The organism is Chryseobacterium edaphi (assembly GCF_025628985.1).
GTDB classification, from domain to species: Bacteria; Bacteroidota; Bacteroidia; order Flavobacteriales; family Weeksellaceae; genus Chryseobacterium; species Chryseobacterium edaphi.
On sequence record NZ_JAOTEM010000002.1, the window covers coordinates 321266 to 346651 of the forward strand.

Annotated in this window: 25 protein-coding genes; 5 read left to right on the plus strand and 20 right to left on the minus strand. The window is 35.5% G+C overall.

Annotation, left to right across the window (positions count from 1 at the left end):
* The first annotated feature begins 1 nt into the window (after nt 1).
* Nucleotides 2–343 (plus strand): hypothetical protein, encoded by a 342-nt coding sequence (locus NZ698_RS09625; RefSeq protein WP_263002899.1) that lies wholly within the window; start codon nt 2–4, stop codon nt 341–343.
* Between the two features lie 22 nt (nt 344–365).
* Entirely contained in the window at nt 366–740 is a 375-nt protein-coding gene (locus NZ698_RS09630) for a hypothetical protein (RefSeq protein WP_263002900.1), read from the plus strand.
* Nucleotides 741–790: 50 nt separating this feature from the next.
* Here the strand turns inward: NZ698_RS09630 and NZ698_RS09635 are convergent, their stop codons facing one another.
* The 18 genes from NZ698_RS09635 to mraZ all read right to left on the minus strand — a co-directional run bounded on the left by NZ698_RS09635 (nt 791) and on the right by mraZ (nt 20857).
* A complete protein-coding gene (locus NZ698_RS09635; protein ID WP_263003406.1) occupies nt 791–2308 on the minus strand; it encodes a GH3 auxin-responsive promoter family protein in 1518 nt (505 codons plus the stop codon).
* A gap of 104 nt (nt 2309–2412) precedes the next feature.
* Entirely contained in the window at nt 2413–2823 is a 411-nt protein-coding gene (locus NZ698_RS09640; protein WP_263002901.1) for a BrxA/BrxB family bacilliredoxin, read from the minus strand.
* Nucleotides 2824–3317: 494 nt separating this feature from the next.
* Nucleotides 3318–3764: a GatB/YqeY domain-containing protein gene (locus NZ698_RS09645; RefSeq protein ID WP_263002902.1), complete on the minus strand. Its 447-nt coding sequence runs from the start codon at nt 3762–3764 to the stop codon at nt 3318–3320.
* Nucleotides 3765–3862: 98 nt separating this feature from the next.
* On the minus strand, nt 3863–5773 hold the full coding sequence (gene ftsZ, locus NZ698_RS09650) for a cell division protein FtsZ (protein ID WP_263002903.1): 1911 nt from the start codon (nt 5771–5773) through the stop codon (nt 3863–3865).
* Nucleotides 5774–5859: 86 nt separating this feature from the next.
* Entirely contained in the window at nt 5860–7251 is a 1392-nt protein-coding gene (gene ftsA / locus NZ698_RS09655; RefSeq protein WP_263002904.1) for a cell division protein FtsA, read from the minus strand.
* A 56-nt stretch (nt 7252–7307) separates the two neighbouring features.
* Complete coding sequence (locus NZ698_RS09660; RefSeq protein ID WP_263002905.1) at nt 7308–8279, minus strand: cell division protein FtsQ/DivIB; 972 nt, start codon at nt 8277–8279, stop codon at nt 7308–7310.
* A 66-nt stretch (nt 8280–8345) separates the two neighbouring features.
* On the minus strand, nt 8346–9704 hold the full coding sequence (gene murC / locus NZ698_RS09665; protein ID WP_263002906.1) for a UDP-N-acetylmuramate--L-alanine ligase: 1359 nt from the start codon (nt 9702–9704) through the stop codon (nt 8346–8348).
* Between the two features lie 74 nt (nt 9705–9778).
* The gene (gene murG, locus NZ698_RS09670) at nt 9779–10909 is read right to left on the minus strand and encodes an undecaprenyldiphospho-muramoylpentapeptide beta-N-acetylglucosaminyltransferase (RefSeq protein ID WP_263002907.1); all 1131 of its coding nucleotides are present in this window, start codon (nt 10907–10909) and stop codon (nt 9779–9781) included.
* A 10-nt stretch (nt 10910–10919) separates the two neighbouring features.
* Entirely contained in the window at nt 10920–11162 is a 243-nt protein-coding gene (locus NZ698_RS09675) for a hypothetical protein (RefSeq protein ID WP_263002908.1), read from the minus strand.
* Nucleotides 11163–11173: 11 nt separating this feature from the next.
* The gene (locus NZ698_RS09680) at nt 11174–12415 is read right to left on the minus strand and encodes an FtsW/RodA/SpoVE family cell cycle protein (protein WP_263002909.1); all 1242 of its coding nucleotides are present in this window, start codon (nt 12413–12415) and stop codon (nt 11174–11176) included.
* Nucleotides 12416–12426: 11 nt separating this feature from the next.
* On the minus strand, nt 12427–13773 hold the full coding sequence (murD, locus tag NZ698_RS09685) for a UDP-N-acetylmuramoyl-L-alanine--D-glutamate ligase (RefSeq protein ID WP_263002910.1): 1347 nt from the start codon (nt 13771–13773) through the stop codon (nt 12427–12429).
* A gap of 56 nt (nt 13774–13829) precedes the next feature.
* On the minus strand, nt 13830–15071 hold the full coding sequence (gene mraY, locus NZ698_RS09690) for a phospho-N-acetylmuramoyl-pentapeptide-transferase (RefSeq protein ID WP_263002911.1): 1242 nt from the start codon (nt 15069–15071) through the stop codon (nt 13830–13832).
* An 18-nt stretch (nt 15072–15089) separates the two neighbouring features.
* The gene (locus NZ698_RS09695; protein ID WP_263002912.1) at nt 15090–15449 is read right to left on the minus strand and encodes a hypothetical protein; all 360 of its coding nucleotides are present in this window, start codon (nt 15447–15449) and stop codon (nt 15090–15092) included.
* Between the two features lie 16 nt (nt 15450–15465).
* Nucleotides 15466–16935, minus strand: coding sequence for a UDP-N-acetylmuramoyl-L-alanyl-D-glutamate--2,6-diaminopimelate ligase (locus tag NZ698_RS09700; RefSeq protein ID WP_263002913.1), 1470 nt, complete (start codon nt 16933–16935; stop codon nt 15466–15468).
* Nucleotides 16936–17027: 92 nt separating this feature from the next.
* Complete coding sequence (locus NZ698_RS09705) at nt 17028–19019, minus strand: penicillin-binding transpeptidase domain-containing protein (protein WP_263002914.1); 1992 nt, start codon at nt 19017–19019, stop codon at nt 17028–17030.
* Nucleotides 19003–19368, minus strand: a complete 366-nt coding sequence (locus NZ698_RS09710; protein WP_263002915.1) for an FtsL-like putative cell division protein — start codon at nt 19366–19368, stop codon at nt 19003–19005. Before NZ698_RS09710 ends, NZ698_RS09705 begins: the two co-directional genes overlap by 17 nt.
* Before the next feature lie 115 nt (nt 19369–19483).
* The gene (rsmH, locus tag NZ698_RS09715) at nt 19484–20377 is read right to left on the minus strand and encodes a 16S rRNA (cytosine(1402)-N(4))-methyltransferase RsmH (RefSeq protein ID WP_263003407.1); all 894 of its coding nucleotides are present in this window, start codon (nt 20375–20377) and stop codon (nt 19484–19486) included.
* 21 nt (nt 20378–20398) lie between these two features.
* Nucleotides 20399–20857, minus strand: a complete 459-nt coding sequence (mraZ, locus tag NZ698_RS09720; protein WP_263002916.1) for a division/cell wall cluster transcriptional repressor MraZ — start codon at nt 20855–20857, stop codon at nt 20399–20401.
* Nucleotides 20858–21130: 273 nt separating this feature from the next.
* Between mraZ and NZ698_RS09725 the strand changes: the two genes are divergently transcribed.
* From NZ698_RS09725 to NZ698_RS09735, 3 genes are all read left to right on the plus strand, one after another.
* A complete protein-coding gene (locus NZ698_RS09725; RefSeq protein ID WP_263002917.1) occupies nt 21131–21892 on the plus strand; it encodes an alpha/beta fold hydrolase in 762 nt (253 codons plus the stop codon).
* A gap of 63 nt (nt 21893–21955) precedes the next feature.
* Nucleotides 21956–22579, plus strand: a complete 624-nt coding sequence (gene yihA, locus NZ698_RS09730; RefSeq protein WP_263002918.1) for a ribosome biogenesis GTP-binding protein YihA/YsxC — start codon at nt 21956–21958, stop codon at nt 22577–22579.
* Nucleotides 22572–23021 (plus strand): GNAT family N-acetyltransferase, encoded by a 450-nt coding sequence (locus NZ698_RS09735; protein WP_263002919.1) that lies wholly within the window; start codon nt 22572–22574, stop codon nt 23019–23021. The genes yihA and NZ698_RS09735 overlap by 8 nt, the downstream gene beginning before the upstream one ends.
* A 359-nt stretch (nt 23022–23380) precedes the next feature.
* On the opposite strand, the gene NZ698_RS09740 is transcribed toward NZ698_RS09735, so the two are convergent.
* A complete protein-coding gene (locus tag NZ698_RS09740; protein WP_263002920.1) occupies nt 23381–24388 on the minus strand; it encodes a trypsin-like serine peptidase in 1008 nt (335 codons plus the stop codon).
* A 69-nt stretch (nt 24389–24457) separates the two neighbouring features.
* The gene (locus NZ698_RS09745; protein ID WP_263002921.1) at nt 24458–25300 is read right to left on the minus strand and encodes a caspase family protein; all 843 of its coding nucleotides are present in this window, start codon (nt 25298–25300) and stop codon (nt 24458–24460) included.
* Nucleotides 25301–25386 lie beyond the last annotated feature (86 nt).

Sequence of the window (25386 nt, forward strand, 5' to 3'; positions counted from 1 at the left end):
CATGAAAAAAGTATTGGCAGCAGGATGTATAAGTTTGGGGTTTTTGATTGCATGTTCAAGGAAAGAACCTGCAAATCTTGATCAGACTCAGGCTTTACAACCTCATTATGACACTACTGCAATTGACTCTTTTTCAGCGGGTGCAACCACTGTTGATATTGTCCGTAAAATAAGAATGTCTTCTCAAAAATATCAGGATTCTGTAAAAGAAGCTATAAAACTTGAGCAGGAAGAAAAACGAATCGAGGCAGAATTGGAAAAAGAAAACAAGAAAAAGACAGAAGAAGAAAAAAAGCTGAAAGCCAAGGAAAACGATGTTGCCTCTACACCAAAAACAGATTAATTATAAAATCAAAACATACAAAATGAAAAAACAAATTATCGCAGCATTTGCGGTTTCAGCATTTATAGTAAGCTGTACACAATCTACTTCTAAAACAGAAACGGTAGAAAATCAGGATGGATCCTCAGTTACAACAACTGTAACAGAAAGTCGCACAGGTTTTGTGGATACGGCAAAGGTTGAAAAAGCAAAATCGGATGTAAAAACTACAGTTAATAAAACAGGCGAAAAGATCAACGAAGCCGGAAAAGATATTAAAGCTGAAGCCAATAAAGTAGGTAAAGACATCAAATCCGGAGCTCAGGAAGTTGGTAAAGACGTTAAAAATACTGCAGCAAAAGGCGCTCAAAAAGTAGAAGATGCTGCAAAAAAACTGAAAGAAGATCTTAATAATTAAAATCTTTAGTAATTAAAACAAAAACCGCAGAATAATCTCTGCGGTTTTTTTTATGATTGATTCATTTCCAGAAGAGGATCGATGTATTCTCTATCATTACTCAAACGCGGAACTTTATTTTGTCCGCCAAGCTTCCCTTTAGATTCCAGCCAGCAATAGAACAAATTGGGCTTTGCGATGTGTATTACAGGTTTCTTTAGGGTAATGTTGTTATAACGTTTTGCTTCATAATCGGAATTAATGGCTTTAAGATGCTGATCAAAAATCTCCGTGAATTCTTCTAAGCTATGAGGTTTTTCGCTAAATTCAAATATCCATTCGTGAGCACCGCTTTCGTTTTCTTTCATAAAAATCGGAGCTCCGGTAAAATCAGTCACTGCAGATTTTGTGGCTTCACAGGCTTTCGTCAGCGCAGATTCTACATTGGTAATCATCAATTCTTCACCAAAAGCATTGATATAATGTTTTGTTCGTCCTGTAATTTTTATTCTGAAAGGATTGGTTGACGTAAAAATGACAGTATCACCAATTAAATATCTCCACAAACCACCATTGGTTGTGATAACCATCGCATAATTTCTGCCGACTTCCACATCTTCTAAACTTATGACTTTTGGATTTGAACAATGAAACTGATCCATTGGGATAAATTCATAAAAAATACCATAATCGAGCATCAGAAGCATTTCGTCGCTATTCGGTCTGTCCTGAATTCCAAAGAAGCCTTCGGAAGCATTGTAAATTTCGTAATAGTTGATATTTTTCCCGATGATCTGTTTGTACTGATCTTTATAGGGTTTAAAGCTTATTCCACCGTGGAAAAACACTTCCAGGTTTGGCCACAATTCAGAAATACTTTTGACATCAGTTTCCTTTAAAACTCTCTGTAAAAGCACCATCATCCAACTTGGAACACCCAAAATACTTCCTACATCTTCGTTTTTGACTTCAGAAGTGATCGCCTTTAACTTGCTTTCCCACTCTCCCATCAGAGAAACTTTCTTGCTAGGAGTGGTGGTAATTTCAACCCAAAATGGAAGATTATCAATCAGAATTGCAGAAAGATCTCCAAATTTGGTATTAAAATCTGCATATAATTCTGAACTACCTCCTAAACGTAAATTTTTATTGGTAAAAAGCTGATTTTCAGGATGATTATTGGCATAAATGGAAACCATATCCTTTCCGGCTTTCATGTGACAATACTCAAGACTTTCTGCTGAAATCGGAATAAATTTACTTTTGGCATTCGTAGTTCCGGAAGATTTAGCAAAATGTTTGATGTAACCAGGCCAGCTTACGTCTTTATGACCTTGTCTTGCTCTTTCAATATAAGGTTCAAAGTCTTCGTACGTAACTACCGGAACTTTATTTTTAAAATCCTGATAGCTTGAAATGGTATTAAAACCATATCTCTTACCATATTCCGTATCTTCTGCATGAAACAACTGTGAAAACAGAATTCCGTTCTGCGTTTCAATAGGATGATCCATAAAATTCTGTATCTGATCTATCCTTTGGCGGATAAACCAATTGACTACCGTATTGAAAAGTGCTTTCGTTGCCATTTCAACAAATATAATCATATTTGAATTTCCAAGGAATGATTTAAATAAAAAAACCGTCACAAAATTTGTAACGGTTTCTATTTGAAGTTTTTAAATGCTTAATATTAGCAATATTCGTCATAGGCAGCCTGAAGGTTTGCAGCGATTGCTCCTGCAGGATTTCCTTCAATGTGATGTCTTTCTAACATGTGAACCAATTCTCCGTCTTTGAAAAGAGCTACACATGGTGAGCTTGGAGGAAATGGCGCTAAATGTTTTCTTGCTGCATCTACTGCGTCTTTATCAAAACCTGCAAAAACAGTTGTCAAATGATCTGGTTTTTTATCTCCCGTCAAAGAATAAACAACTCCCGGTCTTGCTGCTCCTGCCGCACATCCGCAAACAGAGTTGATAACTAAAAGAGTGGTTCCGGATTGCTTCAAAGCATCTTCTACTTGTGAAGGAGTTTCTAAATCCTGAAAACCTTTATCTGTAAGTTCAGCCTTCATTGGCATTACTAAATCTGATGGATACATTTCTTGTAATTTTTAATTGTAGACAAATTTACAACATTTATAAATTTATCTCAATTAATAAAAACTATTGCTGAATTCGGGAAACAAAATGGAAAGCGACGCAATACGTGTATATTTCACATTAAATTTTAGATATTAATGAGATAAATTAGTTAATAAATAACAATTTTTTATTAAATTTGAAATAATTCTAAAAACAATCTTCCATGAAAAAAACTTTATTAGTAAAATTTCTAGGACATATCCAATTAAATGCGATGTGAATTTAGTTCCCACCTTATCCTTTTAATAATCATCAAATGCGTGAGTTTTTAGAATACTTTAGATGGTAATTTTAAAAGGCTTTTTGAATAAAAATGAAGCCCGGAAAATAAAGTTCCGGGCTTCGTTAATCAAATCGATATGCAAAGGTTGAATATCCGTTATAAAACAATTGATGCTTTTGGTTGTCAGTTGATCATATTAATTATCAACTAAAAACCTTCAACAATCAATTATGAAAGTAATTTCTTAGCCATCTCGGAAATACTTTTTCCATCAGATTTTCCGGCTAAGTTTTTTGAAGCTAATCCCATTACTTTTCCTAAATCTTTAATAGATTCAGCGCCAGTTTCGGAAATAATCTGCTTAATTTCTACTTCAAGTTCTTCAGGAGACAATTGTGCAGGTAAAAATTTCTCAATGACTTTCATCTGGGCATCTTCTACTTCTGCCAAATCGTTTCTTCCCTGAGCTGTAAACTGCTCGTAAGAATCTTTTCGCTGTTTGATCATTCTTTGCAAAATTGCAATTTCCTGTTCAGAAGAAACTTCAGCTCCAAGAGCTTCTGTTTTTAGCAATAATATCTGAGATTTTACAGCACGAAGAGAATCTAAAGCCACTCTGTCTTTTGCTCTCATCGCTGTTTTTATTGCTTCGCTTATGGTAAGTTCTAAACTCATATTAATTCAATTTAACAATGTAAAAGTGTATCAATGTACCAATACTTTTAATGCATCAAATTGTTACATTGTTAGATTGATCCATTGTTACATTATTATTAATCTACATCTTTATTTAAAAATCTGTTTTCTCTGATCTGCATGTTTCCGTTGTTATCAGACAAATAGGTGTTGATATTTTGGTCTGAAGCATTGGAACCGTCGATAGAGATATTTTTTCTCTTGAATGCAGGTACAGATTCAAACTCATTCACGTGATCAAAATTCTGATAACGTGAATTGAATTCTTTCAGCTTGTTTCTTCTTTCTGTTGCTCTTTCCTGATCTGCAGGTTTGTTGACGAAAGTAAATTCGGATTCTGAGTGTCTTGTAGTTTCTACTTCTACTCTTCTTTCAACAACAGGTTTTTCCTCTACTTTCGGTTGCTCAGGAGATTGATAGAACGTTTCAACCTTGTGAGTCGTTTCTTCTATCTTCATCTCAATCACTGAAGAAGTTTCAACCTCATTTTTTGGCTGTTCGAAATCATATTTAGGCTCAACAATCGGTTCGTTAACTGTGAAATTAAATTCAACAGCTTTTTCGTCCGAATAATTATTTCTGAAAGAACTTTCTTTTGGCTCTTCTTTTTTATTTTCGAAATCAAAAGAGAAAGACTGAATTTCCAGATCATTCGGATCATCATCGAAAGAAAACAAATTAACATTTTCCTCCTGACCTAAATCTTCGTTTCTCCAGCTCTGAATTGGGCTTTCTAATGTATCTTCCTCTCTATCAGAGAATTTTATTTCAGTTTTTACATCTTCATCCTCAATAATCATTTTTTTTTCAGAAGACGACATTTTAAATTTTGGCGCGTCCTGATCTTCATCATCTAATCTGAAAAGATTTTTTCCTCCAAAATCATATCCCTGTTCAGGAGCAACTTCTCTTTCGTCTCTTGTTTTAAAAGGTGAAGCTTTTGGAGTTTCCAAAGCATCATTCAAACCAATTCTGATTTTCTCAGTAGGTCCTGCAAACTTTTGATTATCATTTGAAAAACCGGTAGCAATCACCAAAACGCTTACTGCATCGCCCAATTCTTCATCTGCACCAACTCCAAAAATAATATCTGCTGTATGACCCGCTTCTTTCTGGATATAATCCATAATGATTCCGATCTCATCCATTGTAGCTTCTTCTACACCACTCCTGATCAATAACAATACATTTCTTGCGCCTGTAATTTTATTATCGTTCAATAATGGAGAATCCAATGCTTTTCTTACTGCTTCTTCAGCCTTGTTTTCACCTGAAGCCATTCCTGTAGACATCAAAGCCGTACCTGAATTCTGAAGTACAGATTTAGCATCTCTAAAGTCAATATTTACATCAAAGTAACCCGTAATAACTTCTGCCATTCCTTTTGCAGCATTGGTTAAAACTTCATCGGCTTTTGAGAATCCTTGTTTGAAACCTAAATTTCCAAATTGCTGTCTCAATTTATCGTTATTGATTACAATTAATGAATCAACATTATTTCTTAATTTTTCAAGACCCAATTCTGCCTGTTCCAATCTTCTTTTTCCTTCAAAACTGAAAGGAACCGTAACGATACCTACCGTAAGAATTCCCATATCTTTGGCAACTTTAGCAATAACGGGAGCTGCACCAGTTCCTGTTCCACCACCCATTCCTGCGGTAATAAAAACCATTTTGGTGTTTTGTCCCATTGAAGCTTTTATGTCTTCAATGCTTTCGATAGCTGCTTTTTCTCCAACTTCAGGATCTGCACCCGCTCCAAGTCCTTCAGTAATGGTAACTCCCAACTGAACTTTGTTTGAAACAGGATTGTTATCCAAAGTCTGTGCATCGGTATTGCAAATCACGAAATCTACCCCGTGAATCCCTTTTTCGTACATGTGCTTTAGTGCGTTGTTTCCACCGCCACCAACACCGATTACTTTGATGATCGAGGAATTTCCCTTTGGTAAATCAAATGAAAATCCTTGTGTACCTATATTTTCCATACTTATATTTTTTTATGTTTGATAAACGATTATGATAGTTGATGAGAAAAATCATTCATCGCTTATCATTCATCACTTCTATTTAATTATTCTACTTCTTCAAAGAATTTTTTTACTTTTTCCATCAGAGACTGTCCGAAAGTCAATCTTACTTTTCTCTGTTGCTGCTGAGCCGGAGTTTCATATTCCTGCACAGGCTGTTGAGATATTTGAGTTTGAGACTGAGATTCAATATTAGAAACTGTTTGCTGTTCAGTGTGTTCAGCTTTTGTTTCGATCTCAATTTCAACTTCTTCTACAGCAACCGTTTTTTTATCTCTGATCTTCAAACTTTCCATCAGCAAACCGATAGACGTTGCAAATTCCGGTCCTTTAAGATATTGATTCTTATCGTTTGCAATATATTCATTTGCGAAACCAATTCTACTATCGAATCCTGTAGTATAATTTGCCAGTTGACGAAGATGTTTCAGATTTGAACCACCACCTGTCAGAACAATTCCTGCAATTAGTTTTTTCTTCTGTTCAAATGCTCCGTAAGCCTTTAATTCTGTATTGACCATTTCCAAAATTTCCTCCACTCTTGCATTGATAATCTGTGCTAAAGTTTTAAGAGAAATTTCTTTATCGGGTCTTCCGTGAAGTCCCGGAATCGTTACAAAAGTGCTGTCTTTTTCCAACTCTGGAACCGCAGAACCGAACTTAACCTTTAATTGCTCGGCGTGCTTTTCTATAATTGAACAACCTTCTTTGATGTCTTCCGTAATAATTCCGCCACCGTAAGGAATGACGCAAGTATGACGAATGATATTATCTTTAAAAATAGCAATATCTGTAGTACCACCCCCGATGTCTACGATTGCTACTCCAGCTTCTTTTTCTTCTTTAGTTAAAACAGCTTCAGAAGATGCTAAAGGCTCCAAAGTCAATGCCTCCATCTCCAAACCTGCTTCTCTTACGCATCTTGCGATGTTTCTGATGCTTCCCATTTGTCCTACAACAACGTGAAAATTGGCTTCCAAACGTTTTCCGTGCATTCCGACAGGCTCCTGAATTTCGCCTTCAGAATCAACCTTATATTCCTGCGGCAAAACATGAATAATTTCTTCACCCGGCAACATGACCAGTTTTTTCACCTGATCTTTCAACGCTTCGATGTCATCATCTGTGATAAATCTGTCCGGATTCTCACGCATAATGTAATCTGAATGCTGCAGTGAACGAATGTGTTTACCTGCAATTCCCACGGTGACCTTATGAATAGGTACACCCGCGCTAGACTGTGCTTCTGCAACAGCTGCTTTGATGGAGTTGATGGTTTGTGAAATATTATTCACAATTCCCTTATGAACTCCAAGACTTTTGGCTTTACCAACACCGAGAATTTCTATTTTCCCGTGTGCATTCCTCCTTCCGACAATGGCGACAATCTTGGTTGTCCCGATGTCAAGACCTACTGAATACTCTTGATTTTCCATTGTTATATATCGATTTGATTTAATTACTTATTTAATTTAATAGGTCTACCTACTTTTTATTCTATTTTAACCTTTGCTTTTGTCTTAGGCTTTGCAGCCGGTTTCTTTTCAGGAGTTTTCTTTTTCTCCTTCGGTTTGACAACAGCTTTTGGCTTAGTCGATACTTTGGGTTTTGATGAAACTGAACTCGCCTTTTTCACTGTTGGTTTCAAATTGACTTCTGCTTTTTTAACAGGAGCCGCAGCAACCGGAGTTTTAGCCAAATCTTTATGTCCTGCTTTCAAAATACTGTCGTTGTCTTTAAAATAAGGATTCAATGTCGTTACAATTTGATTCTGATATTTTACAGAAACCATATTATATTTTTGAGGATCCTGATAAACCAGATATTTCTCAACAAAAGTTTTGAAACCTTTTACCTTTAATTCAATATTATCTAAATCTCCGATCTCCACTTTATAGTTTCCTTCACTTGTAAGGAGATTGTAGCTGTCTTTATATTTTGAAATTCCGATGAAATATTTTTTACTAAAATCATCTTTGTCAATTTTATCGACCAGTTCAGCCAGCTTTTCATATTCGTCCTTTTTCACATCTCCCGTTACCAACATACATGGATGAGAATAGGTTCTGGAAATTGGAAACTCAGTTCCTTTTTCGTCTACATAAAAATCCTTTTCATTATAATTCAACCTGAAAACCGGAACTCTCTGTTTGATCTCCAAATTTAACTTTCCATTTAAATTTAAATACACATTCGCGCTGTCAACGGCTGGAAGTGCATTGATCTTCTTTTCCAATTCAGGAATATTCAAATCTCCTACTTTCCCTGACGGATTTTCTTTGATAACGATCTGTTTAATATCTTTCTCATCAATAAAATAAACCGGAGTTTTCTCATTCATTTTTACAGAAATTTTCTCATCCGTAATCTTCTGACCGCTAAATTTCTTCAAAGAGAAACTCAGCAGGAAACCAAGTAGAATCACTGTGATGGCAATTTTTAAAATTCTGTATTTGTTTTTCATTGTTTCTAAGATGATTTTAGATGTCAGATTTCAGACATTTAAAATTGTTTTAAAATTTTATTATTTTCAATTTTTTCCTAACCACTCGCAAATCGGATCGTACAGCGTATCAATATTTCCTGCACCCACCGTAAGCAAAATGTCAAATTCCTTCTCTTTAATTTTATCAAAAGCTTCGGACAAACCTGAAATTTCTTTTTTATCTAAAGCCACTTTTTCCAACAACCAATCAGAAGTAATCCCTTCAAAATTTTCCTGAAGTTCTCTCGCAGGATAAATATCCAACAAAATCAACTCTTCGGAATTGCTTAAACTTTCAGCAAATCCATCTACAAAATCTCTCGTTCTGCTGAATAAATGCGGCTGAAAAACTACCAATAATTTTTTATCAGGATAAAAAGTTTTGATTGAACCAACTACCGCATTAATTTCTGTCGGATGATGGGCGTAATCATCAATATAAATTTTACCACTCGGATAAATATGTTTTGTATATCTTCTTTTTATACCTTTAAAATTGGCAATTGCTTTCTTCAACGTCTCAAAATCAACTCCAAGATTGTTTAAAATTGCCAACGCAACCGTCGCATTTTCTACATTGTGAATTCCGGGAACATCCCAGACAAAATCTTTTACAGTTTCCGTTGGAGTATGAAAATCGAAGTAGATTTTATCATAATCCATGCGAAGGTTATCTGAGTAATAATCAGCAACTTCGTTTACGGCATAGGTTTTGTGGGCTCTCCCGATTTCAATGCCTTTTCTTACAAACAACTGTTTATCTTCAGGAACCAAAGCTGCAAATTGTCTGAAACCTTCTTCAATTGTATTTTTATCGCCATAAATATCCAAATGATCTGCATCTGTCGAAGTAATTACCGCCCAATCCGGAGAAAGGTTGAGGAAGCTTCTGTCGTATTCATCAGCTTCCACCACCGAATACTCTGTTCCGTTAAACAGGAAATTCGATTTGAAATTTTCAGAAATCCCACCTAAAAAACACGAAAATGGCAAATCTGCTTCTTTACACAAATGCGAAACCAAAGTTGACGTTGTCGTTTTTCCGTGCGTTCCTGCAACTGCGATGCAATCTGTGTTTTCTGTAATTAAGCCTAAAACTTTTGCACGCTTTAAAACTTCAAACTGATTTTCATTAAAATAATCTAAAATCCCCAATTTCTTGATTGCAGGAGTGTAGATAATCAATGTATTTTCTTTCTCAAGAGAAGTAATTTTCTCATCAATAACATCTTCAAAAACAATATCAATTCCTTCGCTCATTAAAAGTTGAGTCAGTTTTGTATTGGTTTTATCATAGCCCAAAACATTCTTGCCCGAAGCATGGAAGTAGCGCGCCAAAGCACTCATCCCGATACCTCCGATTCCGACGAAGTAAAAATTCTGATATGTTTCTAAATTGTTCATTCTTTTTTCTTGTATTGATGTAATATGTACAAAGTATTTACGATTTTCTTTAATACATTTTACAATTATACTTTTTACAGTTGATTAAATATCTCATCCACAATCTCCTTCGCCGCATTGGGTTTGGCAAAATAGAGCAGATTTTTTGACATTTCTTTTCTTACACTTTCGTTTTCGCAGATCTCTGATAATGTACTCCAAAATCCCTCCTTCATTTCAGAGTCTTTGACCATTTTAGCTGCATTTTTTTCAACTAAAGTCATCGCATTTTTGGTTTGATGATCTTCCGCCGCAAATGGGAACGGCACCAATAAAACAGGTTTCTGAGCAACAGCCAACTCTGAAATGGCAATCGCACCCGCTCTTGAAACTATGACATCAGCTGCAGAATAGGCAGTTTCCATGTCTTTGATAAATTCTTTTATTTGGATTTGGTTGTTAGTTCCTGGTTGTTGGTTGTTGGAATTTCCGTCAACTGACAACTGACAACTATCAACGATCTCTTTATAATCCAGTTTTCCGGTTTGCCAGATTAACTGATACCCTTTTTGTTTTAATTGATCTAAATTGTCTTTCCAGCCGTTGTTTAATGTTCTTGATCCTAAAGAACCTCCAACTGAAAGAATGGTAAGTTTTTTTTGATCTAAACCCATTTTCTCTTTCGCCTCGGAAGTCTCCTGCATTCCTGAAATAATAGTTGAACGAATTGGATTTCCCAAGAACTTTATTTTTTCAGCCGGAAAACCTTCCACTTTTGGATAGGCTGTAAAAACGGCTTTTGCTTTTTTACTTAATATTTTATTCGTCACTCCTGCATGCGCATTTTGTTCCTGAATAAAAATCGGAATCCCCATTTTGCTTGCTTCATATAAAGCGGGGCCGCTTGCGAAACCGCCGGTTCCAACTGCAAAATCCGGAGCGAAATTTTTAATTATTCTTTTAGATTTAGATAAACTTTTCAAAATTTTAAAAGGCAAACCTAAATTGGATAACATATTTCCTCTGTCGATTCCGGCAATATCAATTCCTTCGATTTTGTAGCCAGCCTGCGGAACTTTTTCCATTTCCATTTTTCCATTGGCTCCAATGAACAAAAATTCTGCATCAGGAAATCTTTTCTTGATCTCGTCTGCAATAGCGATTGCCGGGAAGATATGTCCTCCTGTTCCGCCACCGCTTAATAATACTTTCAGTTTTTTGTCCATCATGTTGATTTTAAGCTGTAGGTTGATTTTCAATTAAATCAATAAATTCTACATCGACCAAAATTTCTTTCTCAGCATCAATTTCTTTCTCAGAAATGGACTTTACGGTATACATCGAATCGTTGAGCTCGATAACTTCGTTGACTTCCAATCTGAAAGTTTCAAGAAAACTGCTGATATTCTCGTTGGTATCAATCACCACAGTATTCTCTATGTTTTTGCTGTCGGTAAAGGTAATTTTTCTTATTTCCATTTTAAATTTTTTTAAGCAATATCATTGATCTCGACGATACTTTGTTTTTTGCCCATTCCTTCTTCATCATAGATCTGAATTCTTGAGCTGATGTTTAAAATAATTCCTAACTGTAAATAGGTTACCAACATTGATGTTCCCCCATAACTTATTAATGGCAACGGCTGTCCTGTAACCGGAATCAGATTGACTGCAACGGCAATATTTACCGCCAGCTGTACAAAAATCATTACCCCGAGACTGAGCACAAGCAACGATCCGAAAAACGCAGGCATCTTACTCGCAATCATCACAATTCTGATAATCATAATAAGATACATACTGATCAGGAAAACTGCTCCTATTGCACCATATTCTTCAACAATTACTGCGAAGATAAAGTCTGAAGCAGATTGTGGAAGCATTTGTTTTAAAGCAGATTTCCCTGGTCCCATTCCGGTAATTCCACCGTGAACGATGGCAGCTTTCGCCTGCATGACCTGATAATTTTTTGCCTTTACACTTTCGTCATCTACATCGGCAGTTTTTGCTTTGCTTGATGTGAATGTTTCGATACGGCTCATCCATGTATGCACACGGTTTCCACCAATCAGATTGGTATTTAAAGCAACCAATAAAAACAAGACTATCGCTACAAATGATGATGAGATGAACCCTGCAATGTATTTCCAGTGAAGCTGTCCTATAATTAAAACAATCACTGAAACCATTAAAATCATCAAAGCTGTAGAACCGTTATCTTTCGCAACAAGGACAAAAACCAATAAAATTGGCCCGAAAATAAAGCCTATATTTTCCCCAATTGTACGCTCTCTTGTTATTTTTTTGGTCAAATATCTGCACAGATAAATAATCAACATCAGGAAAGCAAACGACGATGGCTGAAATGAAATCGGTGTTCCCGGAATTTTTAACCATCTTGAGGCACTCGCTCCGTCGATTGTTTGTCCGGTAAACATTGTTACCACCAATAAGAGAATCATTAAACCCAACAAAATGCTGCTAAGTTTACCGATGTATTCATACTTGACTACACCAACGAATCTCATGATGACTAGCCCTAAAACCACAAAAAACATGTGCTTCATCACGTGACCTGTTGTGGTTCCGTTATTGACAATGTATTCCAGATTAGAACTTGCAGAATACACGGGGAAAATAGAGAAAATAGAGATCACAATAATGACCATCCAAAGTACTTTATCGCCCTTCAGATATTCAAATTTGCTTTCTTCTGTGTACTGTTCGTTCATATTCTCTGCTTTTAGCTGTTGCTATTAGCCATTGCTTTTAAAACCTGTTCCTTAAACTGATTGCCGCGGTCTTCATAATTTTTAAACAAATCGAAGCTTGCACAACATGGTGACAATAAAACCGTGTCGCCATTCTTGGCTAATGATTTTGAAATTTTCACCGCTTCTTCCATGCTTGAAGTATCATAAATAAAATCTTTTTTATCTTTAAAAAAGTCTATAATTTTTTGATTGTCAATTCCTAAGCAAACGATTGCTTTAACTTTTCTTTTGACTAAATTCTCAATTTCTGAGTAGTCATTTCCTTTATCTTGTCCGCCAACAATCCAAACGGTTGGGGTTTTCATGCTTTCTAAAGCGTAATATGTTGCATTGACGTTGGTTGCTTTGCTGTCGTTGATAAATTTTACTCCATCAATTTCAGTTACCAATTCTAATCTGTGCTCAACTGCCTGAAAGGTCATCAATGAATTTCTTATACTTTCATTATTGATTTCCAGTATTTTACCTGCGATCGAAGCAGCTAAACTGTTGGCAACATTGTGGGTTCCCATTAAAGACAATTCGTCAATTTTCATTGAGAATTTATCTTTCAGTTTTACAATTAATTCTTCCTCATCGATAAAACCTCCTTCATTCAGTTTCTCTTTGGTTGAGAAAGGAATCATCTTCGCTTTGATTTCAAACTTTTCAAGAATATTTTTGCTCATTTCATCATCTTTATTGTAGATGAAAAAATTATCATTTTCCTGATTTTCAGCAATTCTGAATTTAGCCAGAGCATATTCTTCATAGTTGTAATTGTACTGATCCAAATGATCTTGAGACAAATTCAATAATAAAGAAATATATGGTCTGAAGTTCTGAATATCATCCAACTGGAAAGAACTCACCTCCAAAACATAATATTCATGATTCTCATCGGCAACCTGTTTTGCAAAACTGTAACCGATGTTTCCGCCTAAACCTACATTCATCCCGTCATTTTTCAGAATGTAGTAGATCAAAGAGGTTGTCGTCGTTTTTCCGTTGCTTCCGGTGATGGCGATAATCTTGGCGTTGGTAAATTCTGAAGCAAATTCTATTTCCGAAGAAATTCTGATTCCCTTCATGTGAATTTTGTGAATCATATCTGCCTTTTTTGGAATTCCCGGGCTTTTTACGATCCAATCTGCGCTTAAGATTCTTGCTTCATCATGGTTTCCTTCTTCAAATTCAATTTCATTTTCTGTCAGAAACTGCTTGTAGTTATCCTTAATGGCTCCCTTGTCTGAAAGAAATACTTCCAAACCTTTCTTTTTAGCCAAATAAGCAGCACCACAACCGCTTTCTCCACCTCCTAAAACAACTATTTTCATATAATTTGCTTTATGCATTGGGCTTTAAGCTTAAAGCTTATCGCTTACTGCTAATTCTATCTCATTTTCAATGTAATAAGACATACAATTGCTAACATAACTCCGATGATAATCATTCTGTTGACGATTTTACTTTCGTGAAAACCATCTTTCTGATAATGATGATGCAAAGGAGACATTTTAAACAATCTATTGTTCTGGGCATATTCTAACCCAAATTTTCTTTTTCTGTATTTAAAAACAACTACCTGAAGCATTACCGAAACATTTTCAATTAAGAAAATTCCGCAAAGCACAGGAATCATTAATTCTTTTCTTAAAATAACCGCTAAAACAGCGATCACACCACCCAACATCAAACTTCCGGTGTCACCCATAAAAACCTGCGCCGGATAAGTATTGTACCAGAAAAATCCGATAACGGCTCCCACCATTGCAACGACAAAAATCGTGGTTTCACCCATATTTGGGAGGAACATGATATTGAGATAATCTGCAAAAATGATGTTCCCAGAAACGTAAGTGAAAAAAGCTAAGGCAAGTAATATAACCGTGCTCGTTCCGGCTGCAAGACCATCAATTCCGTCGGTGATATTGGCTCCATTCGAAACTGCAGTTACAATGAAAATTACGATTGGGATAAAAACAATCCATGCCCATTCGTGAGCATCTTCACTGCTCATCCAAAATAAAATTCCGCTATAATCAAATTCATTATTTTTAGCAAAAGGAACTGTAGAAACAGTGATTTTTTCTGTTGGCATAAAATTCTGCTCAACATTGTTTCGGTTGACTACTTTTGCATCTGCATATTTTCTTTTAACCGTAATATCAGGATGGAAATACATTGTAACTCCGATGATTAGCCCTAAACCAACTTGTCCGACAATCTTGAATTTTCCGCTTAATCCGTCTTTATTTTTTTTGATTTTCTTTAAATAATCGTCTAAAAACCCGATTGCTCCCATCCAAACTACCGTCACAATCAAAAGAACAATATAAATATTGGTGATTCTTGTAAACAGCAAAACAGGAATCAAAGTCGCAATAATGATGATGAATCCTCCCATTGTAGGAGTTCCTTCTTTTTGTTTCTGCCCGTCTAATCCTAAATCACGAACCAACTCGCCCATCTGTTTTCCTCTCAGGTAATTGATGATGCTTTTTCCGTAGATAAGAGCGATCGTCAGAGACAACAAAACTGCCATTCCCGCACGGAATGAAATGTACCTCAGCAAATTCATTCCCGGAATGTGGATGCCGTGGTTTGTTAGATATTCGTATAGGTAGTATAACATGTTTTATTAATTTTAGTTTTAAAGATTAAACTGTTTGAAAAAGACATATGTTCTATTATTACAAACTGAATCTAATTTGTTTCCTTTTTCAAAACTTGGATATATCATTCCAACATTATTATATAGTTTTAAAATCTCTACTTTATATTTTTGTTCTCTATTGCTTAAATATTTTTCACACAAACAGATCCCTATTTCCTTTTTCGCATTTGACTCCGAAAAATCTATAAACCCCGGCTGTAACTCTTTTACTGTGTAAGATACTTTACAATCTAAAATCTTAATTTCCTTTTTTGAATTATCTTTTAAAAGAAAAACTATCAATATTCCTAAACCAAAAATTAGTGAGATTATTAATACCATTTTAGATGTTTTCATAATTTAAATCTTGTAGTTACTTCGACATCAATTTCCAAAGCTCATTAATCACTTCCTTATCATCAAAATGATGTTTCACACCATTAATTTCCTGATAATTCTCGTGACCTTTTCCGGCTACGAGAATAATATCCTTCGGTTCAGAGAACTTAATAGCCATTTTGATGGCTTCTCTTCTGTCTGGAATTGAAGTGTATTTGCTGAAGTTTTGAGGTTCAACGCCTGCTTCAATTTCTTTTATAATCTGACTAGGATCTTCCGTTCTCGGGTTGTCTGAAGTGATAATTGCCAAAGTCGATTTCTTTGATGCAATATTTCCCATTTCAGGTCTTTTCGTATGATCTCTGTCGCCGCCGCAACCGAAAACTGTGATCAGTCTTTCGTTTTTTGTTCTGATGTCGTTGATACTGTCTAAAACATTTTCCAATGCATCTGGAGTGTGTGCATAATCGACGATGAAGAAAATTCCTCCCTCCGATTTGAAGGTTTCAAATCTTCCGGAAACTCTTTTTAAAATGCTGATTGCCTGAAGAATTTCATCTTGTTCAAAACCTAATTCAGAAGCAATTCCGAAAACCAAAAGCAAATTGTAAACATTGAATTTCCCTGTTAAGGTCGTCCAGAATTCTTTTCCGTTAAAATTCAAAAGCATTCCATTGAAATCAACTTCCAAAGTTCTTCCGTGATAATCTGCCATCGTTTTCAAAGCATAAGACTTTTTCGCAGCCTTCGTGTTTTGAAGCATCACGTTTCCGTTTTTATCATCAACGTTGGTGATGGCAATCGCATTTTCGTTTAATTCATCAAAGAATCTTTTCTTGATTTTTAAATATTCATCAAATGTTTTATGATAATCTAAATGGTCGTGCGTCAAATTGGTAAAGCCTGCGATTGTGAAAGTCAACCCTTCAATTCTGTTTTGGGCAATTCCGTGAGAGCTTACTTCCATAAAGGCAAATTCGCAGCCTTCTTCGACAGCCTGAGCCAAAATTTTATTGATGGTAATCACATCCGGAGTCGTATGAGTCGCCGGAATTATTTTTTCGCCAATTCTGATTTCTACTGTTGATAATAAAGCTGAATCGTAGCCTAAATTTTTAAACACATCAAACAGCAAAGTCGAAACAGAAGTTTTCCCGTTTGTTCCTGTAACGCCAATTAGTTTTAATTTTTCTGAAGGATTTCCGTAAAAATTGGAAGATAAATGTCCTAAAGTTTTAGAAGCATCTTTTACTTTAATATAAGTAATATTTTCATCTAAATTTTCAGGAAGTTCTTCGCAAACAATAGTTTTCGCACCTTTTTCGATAGAAGATGCAATAAATGAATGTCCATCCACAACCGTTCCTCTCAATGCGATATACAAAGAGTTTTCGGAAACTTTTCTGCTGTCGAAAACCAACTCGGACACTTCGACTTCGCTCAGTGCAAGCCTTCCTTTAGTTTCGAGAACTGGGATTCTATTTAATAATTCAACTAATTGCATTTTTTTGATGCGGTTTATTTTATTTTTAATGACCTTTATTTTAATAGGATTTCATCCTATTCATTGTTAGGTCGTCCTTTCAGGACTTATTTCTAATTTTGCAGAGTCAAATAAATTCTCTGATTTTTACTGATTGTTGTACCTTCAAGCGGAAATTGTTCTTTAATTCTTCCAACCCCTTTGAAGTCCACACGATATCCTAGATTTTCCAATTGCGGGATCGCATTTTTACCTATCAATCCTACCACACTTGGCATTTGCTTATTATTGACTGCTATTTTCACATTCGGTTCAACCATTTTATTGAGGTTGACTTTTCTGTCGACAAGCATTTCCTTTTCAACATTTTGAGGTGTTTTCAAGAAAGTTTTACCTGCAATTTCCTTAAAAACCGGTGCGGAAACTGTTCCTCCATAAAACCCTTTTGAGACATTTGGTTCGCTAATCATTACATAGCAAGTGTATTTTGGATTGTCTGCCGGATAAAATCCTGCAAATGATGCTCTGTACTTCATCGGTCCAGGCAACCAATATTCAAATCTTGCCGTTCCTGTTTTTCCTGCCATTCTTAAATTTGGAGTGAAAATACTTTTTCCTGTTCCTTTTTCAACAGCTTTCGTCAAAGCACTTGTCATCATCTGAATCGCTTTATCTGATGCCATTTTTTTAACCATTACTTCTTCCTTAGCTTCAAAAATAGTTTTTCCGTCTTTCATTATTTTATCAATGAAAATTGGTTTCAGCATTTTACCCTTATTGGCTACACCATTATAGAATGTTGCTAATTGTAACAAGTTTATATTCGTTGCATAACCATAACCTATTGAGGCTAGAGTTGCTGCGTTCCATGATTTGCTTTTTGGCGTTAAAATTCTCGGTTTTGTAATTCCTGGAAGTTCAATATCCATTTTGTCGAATAATTTCCATCTTCTTAAATGATCAAGAAAAATTTCCGGCTTGTCTGCATAATATTTTGTGATCAGTTTTGCCGTTCCAACGTTACTCGATTTTGCCAGAACATCACTGATGTCATAAGTTCCACCACCATGACCATCAGAAATTCTTTGTTTTGCATAAACCCAAACTCCATTTCCTACGTTTACCGTTGTATTTTCATCAATAAATCCGTCGTCCATTGCAGCCAAAAGCGAAATCGTTTTGAAAGTAGATCCCGGTTCAATATTATCTTTTAAACCATAATTGTAAGCGTCTTCATAAACTCCGGGTTCAGTTTCTCTTAAATTGACCATTGCACGAACTTTTCCTGTTGCAACTTCCATTACGATTACCGTTCCGTGTTTTGCTTCAAAATTGATCAGTTGCTTTTCTAAAGCTGAATGCGCAATATCCTGAATTCTAAGATCTAAAGTTGTATAAACATCTTGTCCGTCAGTAGGTTCTTTAACCTTCCAAAAATCAATAGGTTTCCATTGTGAAGAATTGACTCTTTGTTCAAGTCGTTGACCATCTGTTCCGGTTAAATATTTTGAAAAAGCACCTTCAAGACCTGCCTTTGCGACTCCATTGTCGATTCCAATAGTTCCTGCTCCAATTTCTGAAGTGGCTAATTCTCTTTTGAAGTTTCTGTCGATAATGAAACCTCCTTTATTTTTACCTCTTTTAAAAATCGGAAACTTTCTAATTCTGTCGTATTGATCAAAGTCTAAACCTCTAACAAGAGTATAATACTGATTTTTCTTTTTTTTCTGCTCATCAAATTTCTTTCTGAATTCAGCTCTCGGTTTCCCAAACATTTTACTCAAAGAATCTGTAAGCGCACCAATATTATTGTAGTAAACGGTATCTTTTATTGTCTTAAAATCAAGAAAGACATCATAACGCATTACCGTTGTTGCAAGGATCGATCCGTCTGAAGCATAGAGATTTCCACGAGCTGCTTTTAAAGTTGCTGTACGGTAATTGTTGTTGATGTAATCATCTTTGATTTCCTGAACATTCGTATTCTGCAGAAGAATAATTCTTCCGATAAACAGCACAAAAACACACAAAGCTCCCACTGCAAAGAGGTAGCCCCATCGTAACGTTTTTTTACGTTTGTTATCGTATTCATTTTGCTTTTGCATCTGTACTGTCTAATTTTATTAAGAGTTTATGAGGGTGACTTTCTAGAGTCATTAACGAGTCTGCTGCGACCTGTTTCCCCAATTCAGATTCCATTTTCACTTTGATCAGCTTACTTTGCGCATAAGCATTTCTCGATTTGTATTCTTCTGTTTCTTCTTTTAAAGCATTTACAATTTTTATTTTTTTATTCACCAAATGGTTTGAATAAATCATTCCCATCATCAAAACAAAAATCAACAGAAAAAATTTATAATGATCTTTCAACTCATCACGATTCAGAAAATTCCCTTTTATAATATCTATAAAAGTGAGTCTTTTTTGAGGACGATATGTTGGTTTTTTTGCCACAGACTTTGTCTGATTTTATTTTTATTTAAATTATTGTCAATTTTCTTGAAGTCAATTCAGTTCATTTTGTCAATAGTCAATTTTAAATTCACCATTGACAATTCACTATTCACTTTTACAATTTTATTCCTGTTCGCATTTTAGCACTTCTGGCTCTTGAGTTTTCTTCAATTTCCTTTTCATCAGGAATGATTGCTTTGCTTTTTACCAATTCAAATGCTTTTGCATAATTTCCATAGATGTCTCGTTGTGGTTCACCTTCAAACATTCCGTTTTTCAGGAATCTTTTTACCAAACGGTCTTCCAAAGAATGGTAAGAAATCACTACCAATCTTCCTCCCGGTTTCAAAACATTGTAAGCCTGAACCAACATTTCCTTTAAAACTTCAAGTTCCTGATTGACTTCAATTCTTATTGCCTGAAATAGCTGCGCATAAAATTTATTTACTTTATGCGGCGGAAGAAAGCTGAACAATTTCTTCAAATCTTCCGTTGTGTTGATGCTTTTTATTTTTCTATGATGAACGATGTCTCTTGCCAGTTTTCTTGCTTCCCTCAATTCTCCGTAGTAATAAAAAATATCTGCTAAAGCTTCTTCTTCATATTCATTAATAACTTTTTTAGCATCGAGGCTCTGCATCACATTCATTCTCATATCAAGAGGTGCATTGTTCCTCGTTGAAAACCCTCTTTCAGCTTCATCAAACTGATGGGAAGAAACGCCAAGATCAGCTAAAACACCGTCAACTTTTGAAACTCCATACATCAGAAGAGAATTCTCTAAAAATCTGAAATTTTGGTTGATCAAGGTGAATTTTGGATCATCCAATGTATTTTTAAGCGCATCCAAATCCTGATCGAATGCATATAATTTTCCTTTTTCAGAAAGCCTTTCTAAAATTTCCTGTGAATGACCTCCTCCTCCAAATGTGCAGTCCACATATATTCCGTCCGGATTCGTCACCAAATCATCCACACTTTGCTTCAATAAAACGGGGTTGTGATATATGCTCATTTGTGTATACTTTATTTATTCTTCACCAAAAGTTCCCATTACATCTTCTGCCAGACTTGCAAAATCTTCTTCATTGGTTGCAATTACCTTTTCGTAAGCATCTTTATCCCAAATTTCGAAAAGCTCACCCGCACTTGTTATTACAATATCTTTCGTAAGATCAGCAAAATGCGTAAGATCTTTTGAAATCTGCAATCTTCCGGCGCTATCCAACTCAACGGTTTTTACACCCGCAGTAAACATTCTGATGAAGTCAGCATTCTTTTTAATGAATCTGTTTAGTTTATTTATCTTTTCCATAAGCTTATCCCATGCTTTCATAGGATAAACTTCGAGACACGGTTGAAACACAGAACGCTTTACCACAAAGGTCTTATCCTCAAAGTCCTCCATCTGCTTGATCAGCGAAGAAGGTACTTTCAGGCGACCCTTGTCGTCTATTTTGCACTCATATGTTCCAATGAAATTTCTCATTTGGGACAAAATTATACAAATTTTTCCAAAAGCTCCCACTTTTTCCCACTTTTTGACTCAATGTTAATAAGTTTTACTTAAGTGTTCACAAATAGTATTTAAATATTTGATATAAAAACAGTTACAGACCTTGTTATTCGGTGAATAATAAAAAGATTATTAAAAAATATAGATGTATTTCCTTTATTATATTATTTTTATTTTAAATTAGGGATATCAAAAAATTTTTGGTGTATAATTTGTATTTTTGCAATGCTTTATTAAAGCGACTTTATGATATTTAGTACAAAAAAAGATAAGAAATATACCTTCATTGAAGCTGGGGAAGGACATCCATTGGTGCTTTTGCACGGTTTGATGGGTGGGTTGAGTAATTTTGACAAGATGGTGAATTTTTTTTCAGAGAAAGGGTTTAAGGTTTATGTACCTCAACTTCCGATCTACGATTTGCCGGTACTTAATACCAACCTTACCACAATTGCCAAATATGTGATCAAATTTATTGAAAGCGAAATTGGCAAACCTGTAACGATAGTAGGAAACTCGATGGGTGGTCATGTAGGACTTATTTTGACTTTAGCAAGACCCGATTTGGTACAAAACCTAGTTCTTACAGGAAGTTCTGGATTATACGAAAGAGCTTTTGGTGATAGTTTTCCAAGAAAAAACGACCGTTCATATATAAGAAAGAAAGCAGAAGAGGTTTTCTATGATCCTGCAGTTGCGACCGAAGCTTTGGTAGACGAAGTTTTTAGTGTTGTAAATGACAGAATGAAAGGGATCAAAACGGTAATGCTCGCAAGAAGCGCTATCAAACACAATATGTTGAATGATCTTCCGAAGATTTTACGTCCAACGTGTTTAATCTGGGGTAAACAGGATAATGTAACACCTCCTGAAGTAGCTATTGACATGCACAAATTTATTCCAAATTCAGATCTTTTCTGGATTGATAAATGCGGACACGCTGCAATGATGGAAAAACCCGATGAATTCAACGAAATTCTGTACAATTGGGTAAAAGATAAAGTGTAAAATTAAGACTAAACCATTAAGACTTTCTTAATGGTTTATTTTTCTAAATAAAATCAAGACAAAATGGTTATAAAAACAGCAGAGTTTGTAAAAAGCAGCGGAAAATGGCAGGAATGCCCGGAAGGAACCATCCCTGAATACGCTTTTATCGGACGCTCAAATGTAGGAAAATCTTCATTGATCAACGGAATGCTCAACAGGAAAGATTTAGCAAAAACTTCAGGAACTCCGGGAAAAACTCAGTTGATTAATCATTTTATCATTAATGAAAGCTGGTATCTTACCGATTTACCTGGTTATGGATATGCAAAGGTTTCTAAAGTGATGAGACGAGATTTTGAAAAGCTTATCAACAATTATATTTTGAACAGAAATAATCTGGTTAATCTTTTTGTTTTGATTGATTCCCGTCATACTCCTCAGAATATCGATTTGGAATTCATCCAGTGGTGCGGAGAAAGCGGTGTTCCTTTTTCAATTGTTTTTACAAAAGCTGATAAACTGAAACCCAATATTGTCATTAAAAACGTTGAAGATTATAAAGCTGAACTTCACAAAACCTGGGAAGATTTACCGGAAATTTATGTGACTTCCGCAGAAAAGAAAACAGGAACTGATGAAATTTTAAGCTTCATTCAAAAAACAAATGAGTTTTTAGCAAACAATAGTGTGACTTTTAATGAGTAATTTGATTTGGAAAATAAAAAGTTTTGAAGAAATTACAACTTCCGAACTTTATGAAATTATTAAAGCGAGAGTGGATGTTTTTGTGGTTGAACAAGATTGTCCATATCCGGATTTGGATGGATATGACCAAAAAGCGATTCACCTTTGGGCAGAGCAAGATAAAAGTGTATTAGCTTATTGCAGGGTATTCGATAAAGGAATAAAATATCCCGAAACTTCCATCGGAAGAGTTTTAACCACAGAAAAAGCGAGAGGAAAAAGTTTAGGCAAACAATTGATACAATACGCTGTTGAAACCATTGAAAACCGTTTCCATACAACTGAAGTGAGAATTTCTGCGCAGGATTATCTGTTGAGATTTTATTCAGGATTTGGTTTTGAAGATACCGGAAAAAAATATCTGGAAGACAATATTCCACATACGGAAATGTTTAGAAAATAATTTTATTTAAATTCAGAACAGCACTTTTCTAAACGTGCTGTTTTTTTTAATTAGAAAAACGGTTTGCATTTTCAAACACTCGAAACCTTTACTATTGTATTTCCTTGTTAAATGAAATGCCTTTGTATATCTTAAGTAAAAACATTTTTATTGTAAAAAAACCTTTGTCTTACTTTGCGATTAAAAAACGCAAGGGTATACAAAGAATATTAAAAAGTCATTATTAAAATTAAGCTAAACAAAGCCGTTTCACTTATTTTTGAAATACTAAAAATAAGACTACACCGCAAGCTTATAAAAATTAAAAAGAGCCTGATTTTCAAAAAACCAGACTCTCCATTTATAAAACAAAATAATGTTTAAGGATATTCATTTCTTGCTCTCGTAACGAGACCTACAAGATCTGATCCGCCACTTGCAAAGTTAATACTTGGATTATGAGCACTTTGAGTAGCGACTGCGAAAGGCGCTCCATTCCAATATCCCCAAAACGGACCGCCACTTTGTCCAGGCCAAATATCTGCTTGGTGATTAATGCTTTCATTATCATCCGGACTCCAGAAATCTCCATCAAGAGCAATTCCTGTCTGATACGTTGGTCTCTGAGTTCCTGTAAGATCTGCGGGATAACCTGCATGAGTAAACGAAGCTTGTCCGTCCCAAGAATCTGAATATGATTTTGAACCGAGCCATCCAATACTGTTACCAATTGGTCGGTCTAAAACCACGACTACATAATCGAACTGCACTTCTGTGCCATCAATCGTAGGTCCTGCAACCTTATGTTTGTAATAAGTCTGAATTCCAAATGCAGTTCCGTAAGGCGCGCTTCCATTGTAATACATTGGTGTAAATTTGAACCAGCCAGTTTGATTGTTTGGTTTCCAATCTATAATGTGTGAACAAGTTAGAACGTGTCTAGGTCCAATCATGACGCCACTTGCGATTCCTAAAGGACTTTCTACCCTTCCTACGCAACGCCACGGATATGCTGTTGAATTAAACACTTTTCTCTGATCGGGTCCGAAAATAGTTCTTGCCCCATTTACTGTAAGAAAAGTTTCTTTTTCAATAAATTTTGGTTTTCTGTCTTTTTTAGATTCCAATTTTGGCTGATATTCAAAATCTGCGTGAGTCGGGTAAAAATGATCGGTTTCCATCATTTCATCATCAACAGATTTTTCTTTCATTGTAATTCCGACAGATTTCATTCCTTTCGGATAAGCTCTTCCGTCGATCATTTCCATTTCAGGCTCTTTGTCGGATAATTTTAAATTGGCTGATTTTTCAGCTGATTTTGCTTTAACAGTTTTAAGTCTCGCAACTTCTTCTACTGTCATCGGATTGTTGTTTTCGATATTAGACATGATTATTTGGTGTTTTTAATCAATTTTTTCCTACTCTTTGGATGGCTTTTCGGATTCCGCCAATGTTTTTTATAAAAATATTTTTTGTGAAAATTCTGCTGTAAGGCTTTCCGTCTGATTGATTTGCGCGGCTCCCATCGCCGATAACGCCATAGAAACCTGTTTATCGAGTGTTTTTCTGACAATATCTCCGTTTGTAGCCCTAAGTATTTTACAGAAATGGTATGTGAAATAACCTCTGATTTGTCCGCTCATACTTCCTTCCATCGAAACCTGACTGTCTTTTGATGCAGCCCACAATGTGTGGTTCAGATCCGCAACAGGCACTAAAGCTCTCGTCATTGATTGTTTTTTAGAATTTTTAGATGCTGAAATTTCACTGGCATAAGTCATGTAAAACTCATCTTCTAACATAGGCGGAATAAATCGGGCCTTTTCAAAAGACATATCTAAGTTTAAACCCAAATCTAAGGCTCTGGTAACTGTCCCAGAATGGCAACAGTCGAAAATAACTTCCAGATTTACACCTGCTTTTAGCTTGCTGAATATTGCTTTAAAATCATCATCCCGGATAACTCCTGCAGTTGAATAATCGTGCGGACAAATTGCCTCATCCATACCGTCAATTTCCAGATCTGCTCCAATGTTGGCAACCCTTGTTCCGTGTCCGGAATAGTAAAATACAATTGAATCTCCTTTTACGCTATTGCTAACCAGAGTTTTTAAATAATTTAAAATATTGGGTCTTGTAGCATTTTGGTTGGTTAAAATTCTGATTTGTGCTGGTGCGAAACCACAAATCACCAATGTGTTTGCCATATCACGTGCATCGTTGATACATCCATTTAAATCTGGCCCTCCTAAACCGATTGGTGCGTAGTCATTGACTCCTACAATTAATGCTTTTTTCATTGTTTTAGTTTTTTAAGTTTCCCTACTCTGTTTTGGCTTTTCGGGTTCTGCCTGTAACTTTAATTTTACTTGACAAAATTCTAACT